Genomic DNA, 18,667 nt, shown 5'->3' on the forward strand with positions numbered 1-18,667 from the left:
TTAGGATCACTGTGAGGCATCAGCGGCCGGGGCTGGGTTCAGCGCGATCTCCCGCACGTCCATCAGCGAGACCTCGCCCCCGTCGGTCGAGAGCACGCGCTGCCCGATGCCGCAGAAGAACTCGGGACGGCGCTCCTCCCACGTGGTCTTGCGCGCGAGCAGCAGCGCGCCGTCTTCCTGCTTCTCGGTGTCGGGATAGCGCGTCGGGACGAGCGCGTAGGCCTCCCCGCCGTTCTCGAGCAGCAGGTGCGCCGGGGTCCACACGACGTCACGCAGGTCCTCGGGTTCCTCGATCTCGACGCGCATGAGGCGGTTGAAAGGCACCCAGTAATAGCGTCCGTTGATGACCGCTTCGAGCACCGGGCCGAGCCGCATGTCGGCGTCGGCGATCCACTCGAACGGTTGGCCGTTCAGCGTTCCGGACGTCGCCGGCGCCTCTTCGAAGGCGCGCGCGCGCAGCGCATCGGATTCCTTCATCTGGCCTTGGCCCGTCAGCAGCAGCGACTCGATCAGCAGCGCCAGCCACTGCTCGGGCTGGCCGAAGACCATCGGAGATTTGTTGCCGGCGAAAACCTGCGCGCGCAGCACCTCGCAGCGCACCGCCTCGCGGTAGGTCTGCACCATCGCGAGCGTCGACGCGTCGAGGTTGGCGCCGACCTCGAGCTGGTTGAGCGCGCGCTCCCACTGCCCGAGCACCGACAGGAGCTGAAAGAGGAAGACGCGCAGCTTGGGGTCGTTCGATTTGCCGCGGATCTCCTCCTGCAGCAGCTTCAACGCAGCATGCGGGTCCCCGTCGCGCAGCGACTGTTCGGCTCGACTAGCGCTCGCCATGATTTTTTTCCTGTTCGGCTGAAGTGGCGCGGCTCATGCGGGAGTATGCGTGTCGGCCGAGAAGCTGGTCGCGCCGCGCGAGGCGCCTTCATTGCCCTGCGGCGTGTAGTCGACGGTGATCCGCTGGAACGCGAAATTGACGCGCTCCACGACTTCGGTGTTCTCGGTGTCGAGCCCGATGTGGGTGATGCGCGCGTTCTCGAGCGCGATCTTGAGGTATTCGAGCGGATCGCTGCCGGCCTTGCGCACGGTCAGCAAGACTTTCCTGATCAGCTCGTTGGAGCGCATGCTCGACATGAGCGCGGTGGACGCCATGTCGATCTTCTTCACCACGCGCAGCTCGTCGAGCGTGGCCCTGCTGCTGGGTCCGGCGGCGGCCATCGCCGAGCGCGAGCTCATCGCCCACGACCAGCTCAGCACGTCGATCTCGCCCTTGTGCTTGAGGTCGCCGGCTTCGCCCTTGACCACGCCCGTGCGCGCGGTCTCGACCTTGAGGAACATGTCACCGATAGCCATGGGAGAAGCCTACGCCGCAGATAAGAATTCTTCTGAAGTGTTCGATCGTCTCGGCGATCGAGAGCCAGTACAAGCAACGCGAGCCGTGCGCCCGCACGGCTCGGCAACGCGACGGACGGGCGTGGCGGCCCGTCCGCACGCCCGAAGGATCACTCCTTCGCGTTCTCCTGGATGTTGTACACGAACTCGCCGGCCGGCGTGCCGCTGCCGTCGGGCTTCTGCTCCTGGTACTCGATCTTGAACTTGCCGAAGTTCAGCGTGACGTTCTCGGTGAGACGGTCTTCCCCGCCGCTGCCGCCGGTGCTCACTGCGGTGACGAGGATCGGCTCGATCGTGATCTTGATGTACTCGAGCGGCTTCTCGCCGGCCTTGCGGACGTAGAGCGTGCCATCCTTGATGTGCTTGCCGGTGGCGAGGTGCATCATCAGCGCCGCCGTCGACTTGTCGACGTACTTGGTGACCGAGATGTCCTGCACGTTGACCTTGCCGGCGCCGCCGCCCCCGCCGGCGTGGAACGAGCCCGACTGGCTCATGCCCCAGCTCCAGGCCAGCACGTCGATCGTCTCCTTGTGCTTCTGGTCCTTCGCCTCGCCCTTGATACCGTCAAGCTTGAGAAACATGTCAACAGCCATTGCGCTCTCCTTTCGGATTGTTGTGGACTGCAGCGAGCGTAGCTGCGGCCCCGGTCAGATGAGTCTTGTTATTCCAGCGAACGTTTGATCAAGCAGCCTTCGCCGACGGCAGCTTCGAGACGAGACGCAGAGAGACGGTCAGGCCTTCGAGCTGATAGTGCGGGCGAAGGAAAAACTTCGAGGTGTAATACCCCGGGTTCCCCTCCACTTCCTCCACGACGACCTCGGCAGCCGCGAGCGGTTTTCTCGCCTTGGTGCCTTCCGACGAATGCGCCGGATCGCCATCGACGTAGTTCATGATCCAGTCCTGCAGCCAGCGCTGCATCTCGTCGCGCTCCTTGAACGATCCGATCTTGTCGCGCACGATGCACTTCAGGTAGTGCGCGAAGCGGCAGCACGAGAAGAGATACGGCAGGCGGGCGGCGAGGTTGGCGTTGGCGGTGGCGTCCGGATCGTCGTATTCCGCGGGTTTTTGCAGCGACTGCGCGCCGATGAAGGCCGCGAAGTCCGAGTTCTTGCGATGGAGCAGCGGCATGAAGCCGTTCTTCGCGAGCTCGGCCTCGCGGCGGTCGCTGATCGCGATCTCGGTCGGGCATTTCATGTCGACGCCGCCGTCGTCGGTCGGGAAGCTGTGCACCGGCAGGCCTTCGACCGCTCCGCCGGACTCGACGCCGCGAATGCGCGAGCACCAGCCATACATCTTGAACGAGCGGGTAATGTTCGTGGCCATCGCGTAGGCGGCGTTCGCCCACGTGTACTTGTTGTGGTCGGCCGCGCCCGTGTCTTCCTCGAAATCGAATTCTTCCACGGGGTTGGTCTTCGCCCCATAGGGAATACGAGCTAGGAAGCGCGGCATTGCGAGACCTATGTAACGACTGTCGTCAGATTCCCGCAGCGAACGCCACGACGCGTACTCGGGCGTGGTGAAGATCTTGGTGAGATCGCGGGGGTTGGCAAGCTCCTGCCACGAGTCCATCTGCATGACGGTCGGCGAAGTGCCGGCGATGAACGGCGCGTGCGCCGCAGCGGCGTTCTTCGCGAGCTCGCCGAGGAGCTCGACATCCTGCGGGCTGTGGTCGAAGTAGTAATCCCCGACGATCGCGCCGAACGGCTCGCCGCCGAACTGGCCGTACTCGGCCTCGTAGATCTTCTTGAAGATCGGGCTCTGGTCCCAGTTCGTGCCTTTATACCGCTTGAGGGTCTTGCCGAGGTCCGACTTCGAGATGTTCATGAAGCGGATCTTCAGCATCTCGTCGGTCTCGGTGTTGTTCACGAGGTAGTGCAGCCCGCGCCATGCCGATTCGATTCCCTGGAAGTCAGCGTGGTGCATGATCAGGTTCACCTGATCGGAGAGCTTCTTGTCGAGCTCGGCGATGATCGCCTCGATCGACTTCACCACGTCGTTGCCGATGAGCGTGGTCTGCGCGAGCGCCTGCTCGGCGAGCGTGCGCACCGCCTGCTCGACGGCGCCTTTCGCCTCTTCCGACTTGGGTTTGAATTCCTTCTGCAGCAGGATCGTGAACTCGCTGCCTTCGAGCGCGACTTCCTGTTCCTGTCCGCCTTGAACTTGAGCTTCAGCCATGTCTGTCTCCAGTATCCGTATCCGTAACGAAGCGCTTACGCCTTCGCTTCGTCCTCAGGCTTCTTCGCGGCGGCCAGCGATTGCAGCAGCGCCGGATCCTTCAGGACCTTGGCGATGAGCTCTTCGGCGCCGGTCTTGCCGTCCATGTAGGTGACGAGGTTCGAAAGCTGCTGGCGCGCTTCGAGCAGCTTGTTCAGCGCTTCGACCTTGCGCGCCACGGCGGCGGGCGAGAAGTCGTCCATGCTGTCGAACGAGATGTCGACGGCGATGTTGCCTTCGCCGGTCAGCACGTTGGGCACCGAGAACGCGGCGCGGGGCTTGATCGCCTTCATGCGGCTGTCGAAGTTGTCGACGTCGATCTCGAGGAATTTGCGGTCGGCCACGGGGGGGAGCGGCTCGGTGGGCTTGCCGGACAGGTCGGCGAGCACGCCCATGACGAACGGAAGCTGCACTTTCTTTTCCGCACCGTACAGCTCCACGTCGTACTCGATCTGCACGCGCGGCGCTCGGTTGCGCGCAATGAACTTCTGACTGCTCTGGGCCATGATCTACCTCGCGATTGACTGATGATGGTTCACGAGCGCGGGTATCCGCCGCGCTGGGGTTGCGCTCACATCCTGAAGCTTAGAAGTGCCTCGTTTCAAGCTCGTTATCCGGACCGCCAGGACGGCCCGGAAATATCCGATTTGCCGGCGCCCGCGAGCGTGTTGCCGCACGCCGGATTAGTATGACCTAAGACTCTTCCAAACCGGCAAGTTTTTTGATCTGGTCCACGCTCTCCGGCGCGAGATCCTGGATGATTTCCATGAAATTTCGGCTCATCAGCCGCTGCGCGCGGCGGATGAGGAGCGGCGCCGGGTTCGAGGGCTCCGACTGCTCGATGAACTTGCAAACGTTTTCCAGCACGCGGATCGCGTCTTCGCGCGTCAGGATCTGACCGGATATGCGCTTGGGGGCGCCTTCGCCCGCCTCGCCACCTTCGGCGGCTTCGCCTTCGCCGCCTTCGACTTCCCCGCCGCTCGCCCGCAGCGCTTCGGTCGCGACTTTCGCGGCCGACTGGAGCATGTCGCGCAGCGGACGCAGATCCGGCGCCTGGCTGGTTACGCCTTTGTCGGAGAGGAACGATTCCAGCGCCTTCAGGTGCTCCAGGGCCGTCAGCGCCGCCTGCAGCGGCTGCGGGTTCTCGGCCCCCGCGGCCTGCACGATGCCCGCGATCTGGGTCGCGCCCATCGGCGTCTCGTCGGCGGCCGCGGGCAGCTTGTTGTCGGCGATCAGGATGTCGCGCACCGCGACGCGGCCGTGCTGCGGCGACGCCACGAGATAGACGCCGCGCACGTCGCGCAGGAAAGTCTCGGGGTCGGCGAGCGGCGCGAGCGCGTTCAGGCGCATCGTCGGGTCGTCGTTGTCTTCGTGGTCGAGGTCGGGGTGCAGCGTGTCCCAGTAGCGCTCGGTCAGCTCCTTGATGAGCTCGAGGCCCGCGGACAGCCCTTCGACCTGGTCCATGCGGGTCGCCGCGCGCGCCGCGAGGACGCCGACCCGCAGGTCCTTCGAACGTCCGAGCAGCGACTCGGCGCGCGACGCGACGTCGCGCCATTCGGGCTCTTCGGCAGGGATGACGGTGTCGCCGAACTGCTGCTCGGCCTTGCCGCGCGAAACGGTTTCGAGCTCGACGAACTCAGGGTCGTATTCGAGATCGGGCCCGCTCGGCGCGTCGTCCGAAATGGGCGCGACCAATGCCTGAACGTCGATCACGTTGCGAAAACCGCGCTGAACGAATTGAGCATGCTTGTTATATGTTTATTGCCACTCGCCGGCCTCGAGGGCGCACCTCGCCGATCGGAGAGGCGAGTCTACCACCGCATCGCCGAGGAGCGTGTGACGGGCGCGTAAAAATGCGCGCTTGCCGACGGCGCCGGCTGCACCGGCCGTCGTGAAGAGATCTAGCGCAGCTTGCGGGCCGCCGACAGGAACTCGGCGCGGTCCTTCTCGTCGTCGATCGATTCCGCGATGCGCTGCAGCAGCGCCTGCTCGTCGGGCGCTTCCTTACGCGCACGCGCGGCGATGATCTTGGCCATCGGTCCGATGTAGCGCGCGAGCAGGCGCTCGAGCTCCGTGGTATCTCTGAATTGGGTCGGAACGATGGTCTGCGGTGACGGCCTCGCGGTCGGCGCGACGGTCCGCGGCTGCGCCGGCGGTTGGATCGGTATCTGCGGCACGGTGCGCGGCTGCGTGCGCGCCCCGGTCCGGAGCTCGGGATGGCTGCGCAACGGCCCGCAACCGAGCGCATCGCGAAACTCCGCGATGCTCTGGGGACGGTGCTCCGGATTGACGGCCATGGCCGCGTCGATCGCGGCGAGAAACGTTTCGGAATAGCAGCCCGCGGCGAGCTCGACGAGCGGACGGACCGGATCGTGCACCACGCGCGCGATCGACGGTTCGGGCGGCCGTCCGGTCACCGCGAAATAGATCATCGACGCGAGTGCGTAGAGATCGGTCCACGGACCCTGCTTGAGGCTTGGCGACTCGCCGTATTGCTCGAGCGGCGCGTAGCCGGGCTTGAGGATCACGGTGAGCTGGCGCGACGCGTCGTTGACGACCTTGCGCGCGGCGCCGAAATCGAGCAGCACAGGCGTATCGCCGCCGACCATCAGGATGTTGTCCGGCGCGATGTCGCGGTGATAGCACTGGCGCGCGTGTATGACGTCGAGCGCGTCGAGGAGCTGCACGAGCAGACTCATGAGCCACGGCTCCTCGGGCGCCCTGCCCATCCGGCGCAGCGCTTCCTTGAGCGTCGCACCTTCGTAGTACGGCATCGCCATGTATGCGGTGCCGTTCGCTTCCCAGAAACGATAGACCTTCACGAGCGAGGGATGATCGAACTGCGCGAGCAGCTTCGCTTCGTTGACGAAGCTGCGCAGCCCCAGCGCGAACGTCTCCTCGTAGCGCGGCGATTTCACCAGCACCGAGACGCCGCCCTCGCGCTGCGCGAGCGTCGCAGGCATGTATTCCTTGAGCGCGATGCTGCGGTCGAGCGAATGATCGTACGCGAGATAGACGATGCCGAAGCCGCCTTCGCCGACCAGGCCGCGCACTTCGAACTCGCCGAGGCGCGTGCCGACCGGCAGCGCGTTGCTGGTCTCGGGCGCGGGCGCGGCCCCGCCGCGCGGCGGCAGCATCGTCCGGTCGTCTTCGGGCGGCAGCGCCGGCACCCTGGTCAGCCCTCCAGCATTTTCATCGCTTTTTCGAGGCTGCGGCGCATGCGGTTGAACGACGCGCCGAGCACGCCGATCTCGTCCTGCGCTTTCGCCTGGAACTCCGGCAGGTCGAAGTTGCCGGTGCTCACTTCGTCCGCGGCGCGCGCCATGTCGCGTATCGGGCGCACGATCATGCTGTTCAGCATCACGTTGAGCGCGATGAACACGAACAGGAAGACCGCCGCGAGCGACCCCATGAACGTGACGAACGCGCGGTTGGCGTTGTGGATGGGCAGCGCGGTCGGTACCGACACGACCTGAGCGCCGATGACATCGTTCAGCTTCCAGCCGAAGCCGTTCACTTCGCCGTAAAGCGCGACCATCGATTTCGGTGCGACCGCCGGCGTGCTGTGGCACACCAGGCAGCCCGGCTCGACGTGGATCGGGCGCGCGACGAACATCGAGCGCCCGGTCGGCGTGTCGCGCTCGCCGACGATCTCGGGCTTGTCGCGGTGGTTCTTGAACGCCGTCACGATGTCGACTTCCCAGTCGGTCGCACGGTTGCGGGGGTTCGTCGGATTCAGCGTGGCTTCCTTGTAGCCGTAGTCCGGATAGTTCTTGCGCAGCGCACCCATCGTCTCGGTCGCGGCATACGCCGGCACCGATTGCGGCAGGAAGGTCGTCGCCATCAAAGGCTCGAGCTGCGGGCGCACTTCCTTGCTCGTGAAGCCGCGGATCGCGAGGGCCGCTTCCATCATGACGCGGGCGTTGCGCACGATCTCGCCGCGCGCGTTGCGCTGCAGGAGCTCGTACGATATCCAGCCGGCGACCACGAAGCCCAGGAAAAATACCAGCACCAGCACGATATTGAATTTGAGTCTTAAGCCCATCTGACCCCCGTTGAGGCGCGTCTGTGGCGGCGTTTGCGAATTATTCCACGTTGTACACTGCGACCGATGAACCCGGCAAAAAGATTCGAAATCTTCCGGCGCCTGCGCGAAGCCGACCCCACACCTGCGACCGAGCTCGAGCACGAGACCCCTTTCGAGCTGCTCGTCTCGGTGATCCTCTCGGCGCAGGCGACCGACAAGAGCGTGAACATCGCCACGCGCGAGCTGTACCGGAAAGCCAATACGCCCGCGAAGATACTCGCCTTGGGCACGTCGGGTCTCGAGGAGTACATCAAGACCATCGGTCTCTATCGCGCCAAGGCGAAGAACGTCATCGAGACGTGCCGGCTGCTCATCGAGAAGCACGGCGGGGACGTGCCCCGCTCTCGCGAAGAGCTGGAAGCTCTGCCCGGCGTCGGCCGCAAGACCGCCAACGTCGTCCTCAACGTGGCCTTCGGCGAGCCCACGATCGCGGTCGACACGCACATATTCCGGGTGTCCAACCGCACCGGTCTCGCTCCGGGCAAGGACCCGCTGGAAGTCGAGCTGCGGCTCAACAAGTTCGTGCCGGAGGAGTTCAGGCTGCACGCGCACCACTGGCTGATCCTCCACGGGCGCTATGTGTGCATCGCGCGCAAGCCGAAATGCCCCGAGTGCATCATCCGCGACCTGTGTGAATACCGGGACAAGACCAGGCCGGAAGAGACCGAAGAGAAGCCTACGCTGGCGCAGCAGATGAAGGGCGGAACGCCGAAGGCGGGCGGGAAGTCCAAGGCGAAACGCTAGACGTTCCGACTCTGTTACGCCTCACTCCTTACGCCTCCGCCCCACGCCGTGTTCAGCCCCTCCCGTGACCAGGCCCGCAGCTTTTTCTTCGACACGTGGGAGAAGTACCGCAACGGGCAGCCGCTGTCGCCGCTGGAGAAGATCGCGCTCGACGTGATGCTGCTGCATCCCGAGTACCACACCGTGCTGGACGACCGCGCGCAGTCTCAGTCGCGCGATTACGGTCCGGAAGGCGGCGCGATGAATCCGTTTCTCCACCTGTCGCTGCACCTCGCCATCGAAGAGCAGCTTTCGATCGACCAGCCGCCGGGGATACGCGCGAGCTTCGAGGCGCTCGCGGCGAAGATGGGCGAGCACGACGCGAAACACCGCGTGCTCGAATGCCTGGGAGAGACGATCTGGCAGGCGCAGCGCACCGGCACTGCGCCTGATCAGGAAGCTTACCTGGCGTGTATCAGACGCTCCTAGGCACCCACATGTCGCACGTAGCGCCGCCAGGCGCTTGAGCGCGCCTTTGCGCCCGAAGGCGCATAGCGCCGGAGGAGCGGCGTAGAACTTTCAGTGCTTGACGAGGTAGGAATTCTTCCGGGTCACCAGCCCCTGCTGGCTCGAGAAGTACGCGGCGAGGTCTTCCATGTCGCGCTGGCTCAGCGGTGCCGCCTGCGGTCCCATGATCGGGTTCTTGCGCTTGCCCGATTTGTAATCGTTCATCGCCTTGACGAGGTAATCGTAGTACTGGCCGGCGAGCTTCGGGAAATCGGCGGTGGCGCTGTTGCCGTCGGCGCCGTGGCACGCCGCGCACGTGCGGGACTTCTCCTTGCCAGCGTCCGGGTTGCCCGCGTAGGCCGAACCGCAGCCGAGAATCGCGACGAGGCCGAAGAGTGCGAGTTTGTTCATTCGTAGCGTCCTAGCGGGAAGCCGACTGCGTCGTGCCGGTGGAAAAGAAAGCGGCGAGATCCGCCATGTCCTGATCGGAAAGGCCTGCGGCGATCCCGCGCATCGACGGATGGGTGCGCTCGCCGGACTTGTACGCGTGCAGGGCTTTCACGATGTAAGCGGCGTGCTGCCCGTCGAGCCTGGGCACGTGGTAGACCGAGGGGAACGCGGTCTTGTAACCCGGGATGCTGTGGCAGCCGGCGCACATCGAAGACTTGGTGCGCCCGGCAGCGGCGTTGCCCTGCGTCGTGCCGGCGGTCTGCTGCGCGGCGGCCTGGGTCTGAGCGGCCGCGGGCGTCGCGGGTGCGGGCGCAGGCTGCGGTGCTGCCTGCGGCGGGGTGCCGGCCTGCGTTTCGGGCAATGCCTTTGCAGTGCCTTCGGTCGGAGCTTTGCCCTGCTCGGCCGCATACACCGACGCGGCCAGCGTGAGTGCAGCGCACAGCGCGCCGATCATGCTGGTAGTTTTCATGTGAGCCATTGTTGTGATGATGCGGCCGCGTGACATCCGAGCCGCGGGTCGAAAAACCGGACTCGCGATTATACCGAAAAAGGCCGCCTCGTTGCCGCGCCTTCCTGCATCGCACATAATCGGACGCAGGAGGCGGGATACCTTTTAAGTGACGTTCAGACAGGCTTACATCGCTCGCGTATCGCCGCATCTATCGCGGCTGCTTCCGTTCCTGCATTGGTGGCCGCGCGTAAATCGCGTGACGCTGCGCTCCGACGCGATCGCGGGACTGATCGGCGCGATCGTCGTGCTGCCACAGGGTGTCGCGTTCGCCACGATCGCCGGCATGCCTCCGGAGTACGGGCTCTACGCGGCGATCGTTCCCGCCATCGTCGCGGCGCTGTTCGGGTCGAGCTGGCACCTCGTGTCGGGTCCGACGACCGCGATCTCGATCGTCATCTACTCGACGATGTCGACTCTGGCGGAGCCTTTCACCCCCGCCTACGTCGAGCTCGTGCTGCTGGCGACCTTCCTCACCGGAGTGTTCCAGCTCGCCATGGGTCTCGGGCGCATGGGCGTGCTCGTCAACTTCATCTCGCACACCGTCGTCGTCGGATTCACCGCAGGCGCCGGGTTGCTGATCATCGGAACGCAGATCCAGCACTTCTTCGGCATCGAGATGGCGCGCGGCATGTCGTTCGCCGAATCGGTCCACGCGTTCGCCACGCGCTTCGACGAGATCGACTGGTACGTGACGCTGGTCGGGCTGGTGACGCTGCTCACCGCGACCGCGGTGAGACGCCGCTACCCGAAGTTTCCGTACATGATCGCCGCGATGCTGGTCGGCAGCCTGTTCGCGCTCGCGCTGTCGGCGATTCCCGGTCTGATCGATTACAAGATCCCGACGGTCAAGGCGCTCTCTGCGGCGCTGCCGCAATTCTCGATGCCGCCCTTCACGCTCGAAGGCCTGCGCAAGACCGCGTCGATCGCGGTGGCGATCACGATGCTCGGCCTCACCGAAGCGGTCTCGATCGCTCGCGCGATCGCCCTGCGCTCGGAGCAGCGCGTCAACGGCAACCAGGAATTCATCGGCCAGGGCCTGTCGAACCTCGCCGGCAGCTTCTTCTCCGCGTACGCCTCGAGCGGCTCGTTCAACCGGAGCGGCCTGAACTACGAGGCCGGCGCGAAGACGCCGCTCGCGTCGGTGTTCGCCGCGGTCGCCCTTGTCGCGATATTGCTGCTCGTCGCCCCCTACGCGCGCTTCCTGCCGGTGCCGACGATGGCGGCGATCCTGTTCCTAGTGGCGTGGGCGCTGATCGACTTCAAGGCGATACGCAGCATCCTGCGCACCAGCCGCTCGGAGACCGCGGTGCTGGTCGTGACGCTGTTCGCGACGCTCACCGCGCAGCTCGAGTTCGCCATCTACATCGGCGTGCTGCTCTCGCTCATGCTGTATCTGTCGCGCACGTCGCGCCCGCGCATCGTCGACGTCAAGCCCGACCCGGCGGAGCACAGCTATCTCTTCACGACGCAGAGCGGGCTGCCCGACTGCCCGCAGATCAAGATCGTGAGGATCAACGGCTCGATCTTCTTCGGCGCGGTCGATCACGTGCAGCGCATCCTGCAGGAGATCGACACCGACAAGCCCACGCAGAAGCACCTGCTGATCGACGCGACCGGCGTCAACTTCATCGACGTCGCCGGCGCGGAGATGCTCGCGGTCGAGGCGAAGCGCAGGCGCAGGCTCGGCGGCGGCCTCTACCTGTACCGGGTCAACGAGGAAGTTCGCAAGCTTCTCGAGCGCGGCGGCTACCTCGCCGAGATCGGCAAGGACAACATCTTCCCGGTGAAGGCGCGCGCAGTCGGCTTCATCTATCCGAAGATCGACACCGAGATCTGCCGCACGTGCCCGGTGCAGATCTTCCGCGAGTGCCGCACGGCGCTGCCCAACGGCGAGGCGCGTGAGTCGCCGCGCGTCGTATCCGCCGTCACCTAATGGGCAAGCGCCTCAGCCGGATCTATACGCGCACCGGCGACGACGGCACGACCGCCCTCGCCGACGGCTCGCGTGCGGCGAAGGATTCGCCGCGCATCACGGCGATCGGGGAAGTCGACGAGCTCAACAGCGCGCTCGGCGTTCTGCTTTGCGAAGCGCTGCCTGCGCCCGTTCGCGGCGCGCTCGCCGGCGTGCAGCACGATCTCTTCGATCTCGGCGGCGAGCTGAGCGTGCCGGGGCATACGATCATCGCCGACTCCCACGTCGCGCGGCTCGAAAGAGCGCTCGACGCGCTCAACGAGGCGCTCCCGGCGCTCGAGGATTTCATCCTGCCCGGCGGCTCGCACGCCGCCGCCGCGGCCCACCTCGCGCGCGCGGTCTGCCGCAGGGCCGAGCGCGCGCTGGTCACACTTGCGCGCGAAGAGCATGTTGCGCCGCCGCTGCTGCAGTATCTGAACCGGTTGTCGGATCTGCTGTTCGTCGCGGCGCGGGCGATCAACGCCGAGAGCGGGCACGGGGATGTGCTGTGGCAGCAAGGAAAGAACAGGTCGAAGGAGTGACGGGTAAAGCGGTGACGGATAGTGCGGTGACGGATAAGGCGGTGACGAAAGGCGTGCGCGGCGTTCGATCCCGTCACCGTTTCATCCGTCACTGTTTCACCCGTCACCGCTTTACCCGTCACCTTTTCCGCACCTCGTCGAGCTCCTCACACACCACCCTGGCCCCCTGCGCGATCCTCGGCGTCTGCCGCTGAATCAAGTCCGGCGGCACGTAGCGCACCGGAAGAGCGCGCAGGCCGGAGACCGGCAGCGCGGCCCACGACGCCGCGAACTCTTCGCGCCTCACCGCCGAGCTTCCGCCGAGCACGACCTGAGGGCGCGCTTTGATCACTGCCTCGAGCGACACCGCGGGCGTGAGCACCGGCGCGTCGCGGAAGACGTTGCGGCCGCCGCAGAGCGCGATGACGTCGCTGATGACGTGATCGCCGTTGACGGTGAGGAGCGGCCGGTTCCAGATCTCGTAGAACACCGCCACCGTTCGACGCCCGCCGTAACGCCGGCGCAAGTCGGCGAGATCGCGCTCGAAAGCCGAGGCCGCGGCTTCCGCTACACGCGCCGTGCCCGCGAGCGTGCCGAGCGTGCGCAGGAGACGCGCGATGTCGCCGAGCCGCCGCGCTTCGGTGACGAACACCGGCAAGCCCAGCGACTTCAGACGCTCGACGTCCCCGGCGGGATTGCCGCTGCGCCAGGCGAGCACGAGATCGGGCTGGAGCGCGAGCACGCGCTCGACGTCGATGCGGCTCGCGTCGCCGACCTGCGGCAGCTTCGACGCTTCGGGCGGGTAATCGCTGTAGCGGACCGCAGCCGCGAGATTTCCCCCCGCCCCGGCCGCGAAGGCGAGCTCGACGAGGTTGGGCGAGAGCGCGACGATGCGCTTCGCGGGCGCGCGGAGCTCGAACGCGTCGCCGCGATCGTCGCGCAGCGTGGCGGCAGTGGAGACGAGAGGAATGCCGACTGCGGCGCAGAGCAGCGCCGAGCGGCGCAGCGCGGAAGCTACGAGAGCGCGCTTTCCATGTAGCGCATCAGCTTCGCGCTGGTCTGGCGCAGCCGCGCCGAGAGCATGGTGACGAGCTTCACCAGGATCTTGGAGCCGAGCTGGGGGCGCTCGAGGATGATCTTCGCCATGTTGTCGCGCGTGAGCACCGAAAACGTCGTCGCCTGCGTGGTGCGGCATGTCGCGAAGCGCGGCTCGCCGTCGATCATCGACATCTCGCCGATGGTGGTGCCGGCGCCGACCGTCGTCATGTGCTGGAGCTCGCGCTGCATGCCGCGCTTCAGGATGTCGACCTCGCCGCGGATGATGAGCAGCATGTAGTCGCCGACATCGCCTTCGCGGATGATGGTCTCGTTCGCCTGCGCGCGATACACGCCCATGTACTCGGCCAGCGCTTTCACGTCGTCGCGCGTGAACTCGGAGAACAGCGGAGCGCGGCCGAGCAGCGTCGAGAGCTCTTCCGCGACCTCGGCGCTGTCGGCGACGCGCTCGAAGCGATGAAGAATCTCGTTCTCGGCCGGGAACTTGAGGTCGTCCTGCACCATCGTTCTAACCCCCTAAGGCTTATTCCCCTGTTCTAGTGTAACAGCGCCGGCTTCGGTCATTGCGCTTCGACTTCGGCCTTGACGCGGCGGGTCCGCACCGCCTCGGCGAGCTCTTCCAGCACGCTCAGCGAGTCTTCCCAGCCGAGACAGCCGTCGGTGATCGACACGCCGTACGTGAGCGGGGTCCCTGGTTTCAGGTCCTGCCGGCCGGGCTTGAGATGGCTCTCCATCATGATACCGAAGATGCGCGTGTCCCCCGTCGCGACCTGACGCGCCACGTCGTGCCCGACGTCGACCTGCTTCTGCGGATCCTTGCTGCTGTTGCCGTGGGAGAAGTCGATCATCACGCGCGCCGGGATCCCCGCTTCGGCGAGGCCCTTCGACGCAGCGTCGACGTTCGCGGCGTCGTAATTGGGGGCTTTGCCACCGCGCAATATGAGGTGGCAGTCCTCGTTGCCCGTCGTCGAGACGATCGCCGAATGCCCGCCCTTGGTGACCGACAGGAAGTGATGCGGCGCCTGCGCGGCGCGGATCGCGTCCACCGCGATGCGGATGTTGCCGTCGGTGCCGTTCTTGAAGCCCACCGGGCACGACAGGCCCGAGGCGAGCTCGCGGTGCACCTGGCTTTCGGTGGTGCGCGCGCCGATCGCGCCCCACGAGACGAGATCGGCGATGTACTGGGGCGTGATCATGTCGAGGAACTCGCAGCCTACCGGCACGCCCAGCTCGTTCACGTCGAGCAGGAACTGGCGGCCGATGCGCAGCCCGTCGTTGATGCTGAAGCTGCCGTCGAGCTTGGGATCGTTGATGAGACCTTTCCAGCCGACCGTGGTGCGCGGCTTCTCGAAGTACCCGCGCATCAGGATCAGCAGCTCACGGCCGAGCTTCTCGCGCGTGGCCAGCAGACGCTGCGCGTACTCCTTGGCCGCCTTGACGTCGTGTATCGAGCACGGGCCGGCGATGACGACCAGGCGGTCGTCGGCCCCGTGCAGCACGCGGTGGATCTGTTGCCGCGCTTCAACGACCGTTTTCGCGGCCGCCTCGGTGATGCCGAACTCGCGCAGCACGTGCGACGGCGGCACCAGTTCCTTGATCTCCTTGATCCGTACATCGTCGGTCTTATAATGCATGCTGCGCCCAAACCATTGAAATCAAACCATTATACTCGCGAGCGGCGACAGGTGAATAGTTGCTGCAGCGCGCCTGACGGTGCCGCGGGGTTCCTCGAGGCGACCACGCTATGCTCGGCGCTCTGCTGAAGAACATCACGAGCCGGAAAAAACGACCGGCGCCTGCCACGCCATTGCGCCTGCACATCGGCGGCAAGAGCCGGCACCCCGGCTGGCACGTGCTCGACGTGGTCTCCGGCGAGCACGTCGATTTCGTCGGCAGCTGCGTGGACCTGAGCCAGTTCCGCGACGGCAGCGTCGCCGAGATCTATGCCTCGCACGTGCTCGAGCATCTCGGCTACCAGAAGGACCTGTCCCGCGCCCTGTCCGAGTTCCGGCGCGTGCTCGCGCCGGGCGGGGCGGTGCGCCTGAGCGTTCCCGATCTCCAAACGCTCTGCGAGCTCTTCCTCGATCCGGCGCGCAGCGCCCAGGACCGCTTCCACGTGATGCGCATGATGTTCGGCGGCCAGTTGGACGATGCCGACTTCCATCACGTCGGCCTGACCGAGGAGTTCCTGAGCGAATACCTGAAGCGGGCGGGCTTTGTCGACATCGTGCGTGTCGCCGATTTGCAGGGCTTCGACGATACGAGCCGACTGGTGTACGGCGGCCGCGCGATCAGCCTCAGCATGGTTGCGCACGCGCCGCAGGCGCCCGACGGCTGAGCTCGAGCCTCAGCGCGCGGCCGTCGCGCACCACGCCGTCCACGCCGTTCGCATCGCAGCTTCGAGATTCCGCGTGAAGCCGGCATGGTCGAGGAGCTTCGAGGCCGCCATGCGCGGCCTCAGCGCTGCGCGCTGCGCACGGCGGCGCGTCGCGTCCCGTGCGAGCGATACCGCGATGTCCACGAATTCGTCGGCCGTCCCGGCGACGAGCTCGCCGAGGCCCACGGCGGTGAGCAGAGACGCGCCGACTCGCGACATGTGAGCTTCGCCGGCCAGCGTGACGACCGGCACACCCATCCACATCGCCTCGCAGGTCGTCGTCGTGCCGTGATAGGGAAACGTGTCGAGTGCGACGTCGGCCCTGCCGTACAGCGCGAGGTGCTCGGCGCGGTTCTCGATCCAGCCGTACAGCTCGACGCGCGCCGCATCGATGCCTTGTGCCGCGAACGCGTTGCGCAGGCGCTGCGCCGCCTCCGGTTCGTCGAGCAACCTGCCGCCTTTGATCAGCATGCGCGAGTCCGGCACCGCTTTGATCACGCGCGACCACAACGCGATCACCGCGTCGTTCACTTTCTGCAAGGTATTGAACGAGCAGAACACGACATCCGCCGCTTCGTCGCGCGCCGCGACCGCAGGCGCATCGGCGGGAGGCTGGTAGACGAGAAACGGCGGCGGCAGGCGCACGAGGCGCTCGGTGTGGCGCACGTCGGCGCACGGCGGATCCGCGATGCCGTCGGTGACGCGGTAATCGATGCTCGCGAGACCCGTCGTGTCGGGATACCCGAGCCAGGTCATCTGCACCGGCGCCGGACGGCGCGCGAACACGCCAGGCCTGCCGAACTGCGTATGACCCGCGAGATCGACGAGAATGTCGACGCCGTCGGCGGCCACGCGCCGCGCCAGCGCATCGTCGGACAACTCGTACGAGTCGAGCCACGCATCGGCGGAGCCCGCGATGCGCGCCGTCGTATCGTCGCGATACGGCCCGGTGTGATAGCAGCGGACCTCGAACGCCGAGCGGTCGTGCCGCGACAGCACGGGCTCGAAGAAATAGCTCACCGAGTGATCGGCGAAGTTCGGCGACACGTAGCCGATGCGCAACCGTCGATCGGGATCGGCGTCGATCGCGCGCGGCGGCAGCACGAACGGCGCGGCTTCGGCTTCGAGCATGCGTCCGTAACGCACGTGCAGCTCGAACAGCGCTTCGGGCGACGTCCGCTCGAGGTAATGCGACTGGAGCAGCGCGGCCGAGCGCAGCTCCTGGTGACCTTCGACCGCGAGGTTGCGGGGATCGGCCGCGGCACCGACCTGTACGCGCACGACCGCGCGCGCCGTGCCGTCGGCGCCGAGCGCCGAGCCGCGGACGGCAAGCTCCTCGGTCGCTCGCGAGCTCGCATCCGGAAGCTGGGTGCGCCGTTTGCGCGCGAACAGCGTGTTTATGAGGCGCAGCAGCATGCGCGCCGCGCCCCGGGAGCGCTTAAACCGTGCCGCCGACCGTCAGCGCGTCGATGCGCATCGTCGGCTGGCCGACCCCGACCGGTACGCTCTGGCCTTCCTTGCCGCACGTGCCGACACCGGTGTCGAGCGCCATGTCGTTGCCGATCATCGACACCCGCGTCAGCGCATCGGGACCGTTGCCGATGAGCGTGGCGCCTTTCACCGGGTACGTGACTTTGCCGTTCTCGATCGCGTACGCTTCCGACGCCGAGAACACGAACTTGCCGTTGGTGATGTCGACCTGGCCGCCGCCGAAGTTCACCGCGTAGATGCCGTTCTTGACCGACGCGATGATCTCCTGCGGGTCCTTGTCGCCGGCGAGCATGTAGGTATTCGTCATGCGCGGCATCGGGATGTGCGCGTACGATTCGCGCCGCCCGTTGCCGGTCGGCGCGACGCCCATGAGCCGCGCGTTGAGGCTGTCCTGCAGATAGCCGCGCAGCACGCCGTTCTCGATGAGCACGTTGTGCTGGGTCGGATTGCCTTCATCGTCGACGTTGAGCGAGCCGCGGCGCTCTCGCAGCGTGCCGTCGTCGACCACCGTCACGCCGGGCGCAGCGACGCGCTCGCCGATGCGGCCGCTGAACGCCGACGTGCCTTTGCGGTTGAAATCGCCTTCGAGGCCGTGGCCGACCGCTTCGTGCAGCAGCACCCCGGGCCAGCCCGGTCCGAGCACGACCGTCATCGGTCCCGCGGGCGCCGGGCGCGCGTCGAGGTTGACGACCGCCTGATGGACCGCTTTCTGCGCGTAATCCTGCAGCACCGAGTCGGTGAAGTACGCGTAATCGAAGCGCCCGCCGCCGCCCGCGCTGCCCTGCTCGCGCCGGCCGTTGTCCTCGACGATGACCTGCACCGAGAGCCGCACGAGCGGCCGCACGTCGGCCGCCATGAGACCGTCGGAGCGCGCGACCATCACGACCTCGTACTCGGCCGCGAGCCACGCCATCACCTGCGTGACGCGGTTGTCGAGCGAGCGCGCGTAGCGCTCGAGCCGCTCGAGCAGCGACACCTTGTCCTGGTCGTTGAGGCTGTCGAGCGGATCCTTCGCGGCGTAGAGGTTGCGAGCGCCGCCGCGCTTGACCACCTGCACGCCGCCCGCCTGGCCCGCGCGCGCGATCGCACGCGTGGCTTCCGCCGCGGAGGTGAGGGCCGGCAGGCTGATGTCGTCGGAGTACGCGAAAGCGGTCTTTTCCCCGCTCACCGCGCGCACGCCCACGCCCTGGTCGATGTTGAAGCTGCCCGACTTGACGATGCCTTCCTCGAGGCTCCACGACTCGCTGCGGCTGTACTGGAAGTACAGGTCGGCGTAATCGACCTTGTGCGTCATGATCTGGCCGAACACGCTCTGCAGCCGGTTATCGTCGAGCGAGTACGGCGCGAGCAGGATCTCCTGCGCGGTGTCGAAAGGCAGATCGATGAGCGAGAT

The 18,667-nt window shown here is 66.3% G+C and carries 18 protein-coding genes and 2 pseudogenes; 5 read left to right on the top strand and 15 right to left on the bottom strand.

Annotated features, from left to right (window positions below; all coding sequences use genetic code 11):
- Positions 1 to 6: 6 nt before the first annotated feature.
- The 8 genes from VHP37_30500 to VHP37_30535 form a co-directional block, all read right to left on the bottom strand.
- On the bottom strand, positions 7 to 831 hold the full coding sequence (locus VHP37_30500; GenBank protein HEX2830707.1) for a type VI secretion system accessory protein TagJ: 825 nt from the start codon (positions 829 to 831) through the stop codon (positions 7 to 9).
- Positions 832 to 864: 33 nt separating this feature from the next.
- Entirely contained in the window at positions 865 to 1,347 is a 483-nt protein-coding gene (locus VHP37_30505; GenBank protein ID HEX2830708.1) for a type VI secretion system tube protein Hcp, read from the bottom strand.
- A 149-nt stretch (positions 1,348 to 1,496) separates the two neighbouring features.
- The gene (locus VHP37_30510; protein HEX2830709.1) at positions 1,497 to 1,979 is read right to left on the bottom strand and encodes a type VI secretion system tube protein Hcp; all 483 of its coding nucleotides are present in this window, start codon (positions 1,977 to 1,979) and stop codon (positions 1,497 to 1,499) included.
- Between the two features lie 88 nt (positions 1,980 to 2,067).
- Positions 2,068 to 3,561, bottom strand: coding sequence for a type VI secretion system contractile sheath large subunit (gene tssC / locus VHP37_30515; GenBank protein ID HEX2830710.1), 1,494 nt, complete (start codon positions 3,559 to 3,561; stop codon positions 2,068 to 2,070).
- Between the two features lie 35 nt (positions 3,562 to 3,596).
- Positions 3,597 to 4,106 carry a type VI secretion system contractile sheath small subunit gene (gene tssB / locus VHP37_30520; GenBank protein ID HEX2830711.1) on the bottom strand — a complete coding sequence of 170 codons (510 nt, stop codon included), beginning with the start codon at positions 4,104 to 4,106 and terminating at the stop codon, positions 3,597 to 3,599.
- 187 nt (positions 4,107 to 4,293) lie between these two features.
- Positions 4,294 to 5,313, bottom strand: coding sequence for a type VI secretion system protein TssA (gene tssA / locus VHP37_30525; GenBank protein HEX2830712.1), 1,020 nt, complete (start codon positions 5,311 to 5,313; stop codon positions 4,294 to 4,296).
- A 188-nt stretch (positions 5,314 to 5,501) separates the two neighbouring features.
- Positions 5,502 to 6,770: a serine/threonine-protein kinase gene (locus VHP37_30530; protein ID HEX2830713.1), complete on the bottom strand. Its 1,269-nt coding sequence runs from the start codon at positions 6,768 to 6,770 to the stop codon at positions 5,502 to 5,504.
- A gap of 5 nt (positions 6,771 to 6,775) precedes the next feature.
- Positions 6,776 to 7,645, bottom strand: coding sequence for a DUF3365 domain-containing protein (locus VHP37_30535; protein HEX2830714.1), 870 nt, complete (start codon positions 7,643 to 7,645; stop codon positions 6,776 to 6,778).
- A gap of 66 nt (positions 7,646 to 7,711) precedes the next feature.
- Here VHP37_30535 and nth point away from each other — a divergent pair.
- Both nth and VHP37_30545 read left to right on the top strand, forming a co-directional pair.
- Positions 7,712 to 8,338, top strand: a pseudogene (gene nth, locus VHP37_30540) (endonuclease III).
- 141 nt (positions 8,339 to 8,479) lie between these two features.
- Entirely contained in the window at positions 8,480 to 8,899 is a 420-nt protein-coding gene (locus tag VHP37_30545; protein HEX2830715.1) for a DUF1841 family protein, read from the top strand.
- A gap of 90 nt (positions 8,900 to 8,989) precedes the next feature.
- On the opposite strand, the gene VHP37_30550 is transcribed toward VHP37_30545, so the two are convergent.
- Complete coding sequence (locus VHP37_30550) at positions 8,990 to 9,328, bottom strand: cytochrome c (GenBank protein HEX2830716.1); 339 nt, start codon at positions 9,326 to 9,328, stop codon at positions 8,990 to 8,992.
- A 10-nt stretch (positions 9,329 to 9,338) separates the two neighbouring features.
- Positions 9,339 to 9,611: pseudogene (locus VHP37_30555) on the bottom strand (cytochrome c).
- A gap of 373 nt (positions 9,612 to 9,984) precedes the next feature.
- On the opposite strand from VHP37_30555, the gene VHP37_30560 reads away from it, so the two are divergent.
- Entirely contained in the window at positions 9,985 to 11,811 is a 1,827-nt protein-coding gene (locus tag VHP37_30560; GenBank protein ID HEX2830717.1) for a SulP family inorganic anion transporter, read from the top strand.
- Positions 11,811 to 12,371, top strand: a complete 561-nt coding sequence (locus VHP37_30565; GenBank protein ID HEX2830718.1) for a cob(I)yrinic acid a,c-diamide adenosyltransferase — start codon at positions 11,811 to 11,813, stop codon at positions 12,369 to 12,371. Before VHP37_30560 ends, VHP37_30565 begins: the two co-directional genes overlap by 1 nt.
- A gap of 118 nt (positions 12,372 to 12,489) precedes the next feature.
- On the opposite strand, the gene VHP37_30570 is transcribed toward VHP37_30565, so the two are convergent.
- The 3 genes from VHP37_30570 to aroG are packed head-to-tail and all read right to left on the bottom strand — an operon-like array spanning position 12,490 to position 15,040.
- Entirely contained in the window at positions 12,490 to 13,356 is an 867-nt protein-coding gene (locus VHP37_30570; protein ID HEX2830719.1) for a helical backbone metal receptor, read from the bottom strand.
- 8 nt (positions 13,357 to 13,364) lie between these two features.
- Positions 13,365 to 13,910 (bottom strand): cyclic nucleotide-binding domain-containing protein, encoded by a 546-nt coding sequence (locus tag VHP37_30575; GenBank protein HEX2830720.1) that lies wholly within the window; start codon positions 13,908 to 13,910, stop codon positions 13,365 to 13,367.
- 56 nt (positions 13,911 to 13,966) lie between these two features.
- Positions 13,967 to 15,040: a 3-deoxy-7-phosphoheptulonate synthase AroG gene (aroG, locus tag VHP37_30580; GenBank protein HEX2830721.1), complete on the bottom strand. Its 1,074-nt coding sequence runs from the start codon at positions 15,038 to 15,040 to the stop codon at positions 13,967 to 13,969.
- 110 nt (positions 15,041 to 15,150) lie between these two features.
- Between aroG and VHP37_30585 the strand changes: the two genes are divergently transcribed.
- Entirely contained in the window at positions 15,151 to 15,744 is a 594-nt protein-coding gene (locus VHP37_30585) for a methyltransferase domain-containing protein (GenBank protein HEX2830722.1), read from the top strand.
- Positions 15,745 to 15,753: 9 nt separating this feature from the next.
- Here the strand turns inward: VHP37_30585 and VHP37_30590 are convergent, their stop codons facing one another.
- Entirely contained in the window at positions 15,754 to 17,199 is a 1,446-nt protein-coding gene (locus VHP37_30590; GenBank protein ID HEX2830723.1) for a hypothetical protein, read from the bottom strand.
- A gap of 22 nt (positions 17,200 to 17,221) precedes the next feature.
- Positions 17,222 to 18,667 (bottom strand): metalloprotease TldD, encoded by a 1,446-nt coding sequence (gene tldD / locus VHP37_30595; protein HEX2830724.1) that lies wholly within the window; start codon positions 18,665 to 18,667, stop codon positions 17,222 to 17,224.

Source organism: Burkholderiales bacterium (assembly GCA_036262035.1).
Taxonomy (GTDB): domain Bacteria; phylum Pseudomonadota; class Gammaproteobacteria; order Burkholderiales; family SG8-41; genus JAQGMV01.

What these genes read in the sequence shown, in the direction of transcription:
- VHP37_30500 (HEX2830707.1), bottom strand. Translation starts at nt 831, where the DNA reads ATGGCGAGCGCTAGTCGAGCCGAACAGTCGCTGCGCGACGGGGACCCG.
- VHP37_30505 (HEX2830708.1), bottom strand. Translation starts at nt 1,347, where the DNA reads ATGGCTATCGGTGACATGTTCCTCAAGGTCGAGACCGCGCGCACGGGC.
- VHP37_30510 (HEX2830709.1), bottom strand. Translation starts at nt 1,979, where the DNA reads ATGGCTGTTGACATGTTTCTCAAGCTTGACGGTATCAAGGGCGAGGCG.
- tssC (HEX2830710.1), bottom strand. Translation starts at nt 3,561, where the DNA reads ATGGCTGAAGCTCAAGTTCAAGGCGGACAGGAACAGGAAGTCGCGCTC.
- tssB (HEX2830711.1), bottom strand. Translation starts at nt 4,106, where the DNA reads ATGGCCCAGAGCAGTCAGAAGTTCATTGCGCGCAACCGAGCGCCGCGC.
- VHP37_30535 (HEX2830714.1), bottom strand. Translation starts at nt 7,645, where the DNA reads ATGGGCTTAAGACTCAAATTCAATATCGTGCTGGTGCTGGTATTTTTC.
- VHP37_30550 (HEX2830716.1), bottom strand. Translation starts at nt 9,328, where the DNA reads ATGAACAAACTCGCACTCTTCGGCCTCGTCGCGATTCTCGGCTGCGGT.
- VHP37_30565 (HEX2830718.1), top strand. Translation starts at nt 11,811, where the DNA reads ATGGGCAAGCGCCTCAGCCGGATCTATACGCGCACCGGCGACGACGGC.
- VHP37_30575 (HEX2830720.1), bottom strand. Translation starts at nt 13,910, where the DNA reads ATGGTGCAGGACGACCTCAAGTTCCCGGCCGAGAACGAGATTCTTCAT.
- aroG (HEX2830721.1), bottom strand. Translation starts at nt 15,040, where the DNA reads ATGCATTATAAGACCGACGATGTACGGATCAAGGAGATCAAGGAACTG.
- VHP37_30585 (HEX2830722.1), top strand. Translation starts at nt 15,151, where the DNA reads ATGCTCGGCGCTCTGCTGAAGAACATCACGAGCCGGAAAAAACGACCG.
- VHP37_30590 (HEX2830723.1), bottom strand. Translation starts at nt 17,199, where the DNA reads ATGCTGCTGCGCCTCATAAACACGCTGTTCGCGCGCAAACGGCGCACC.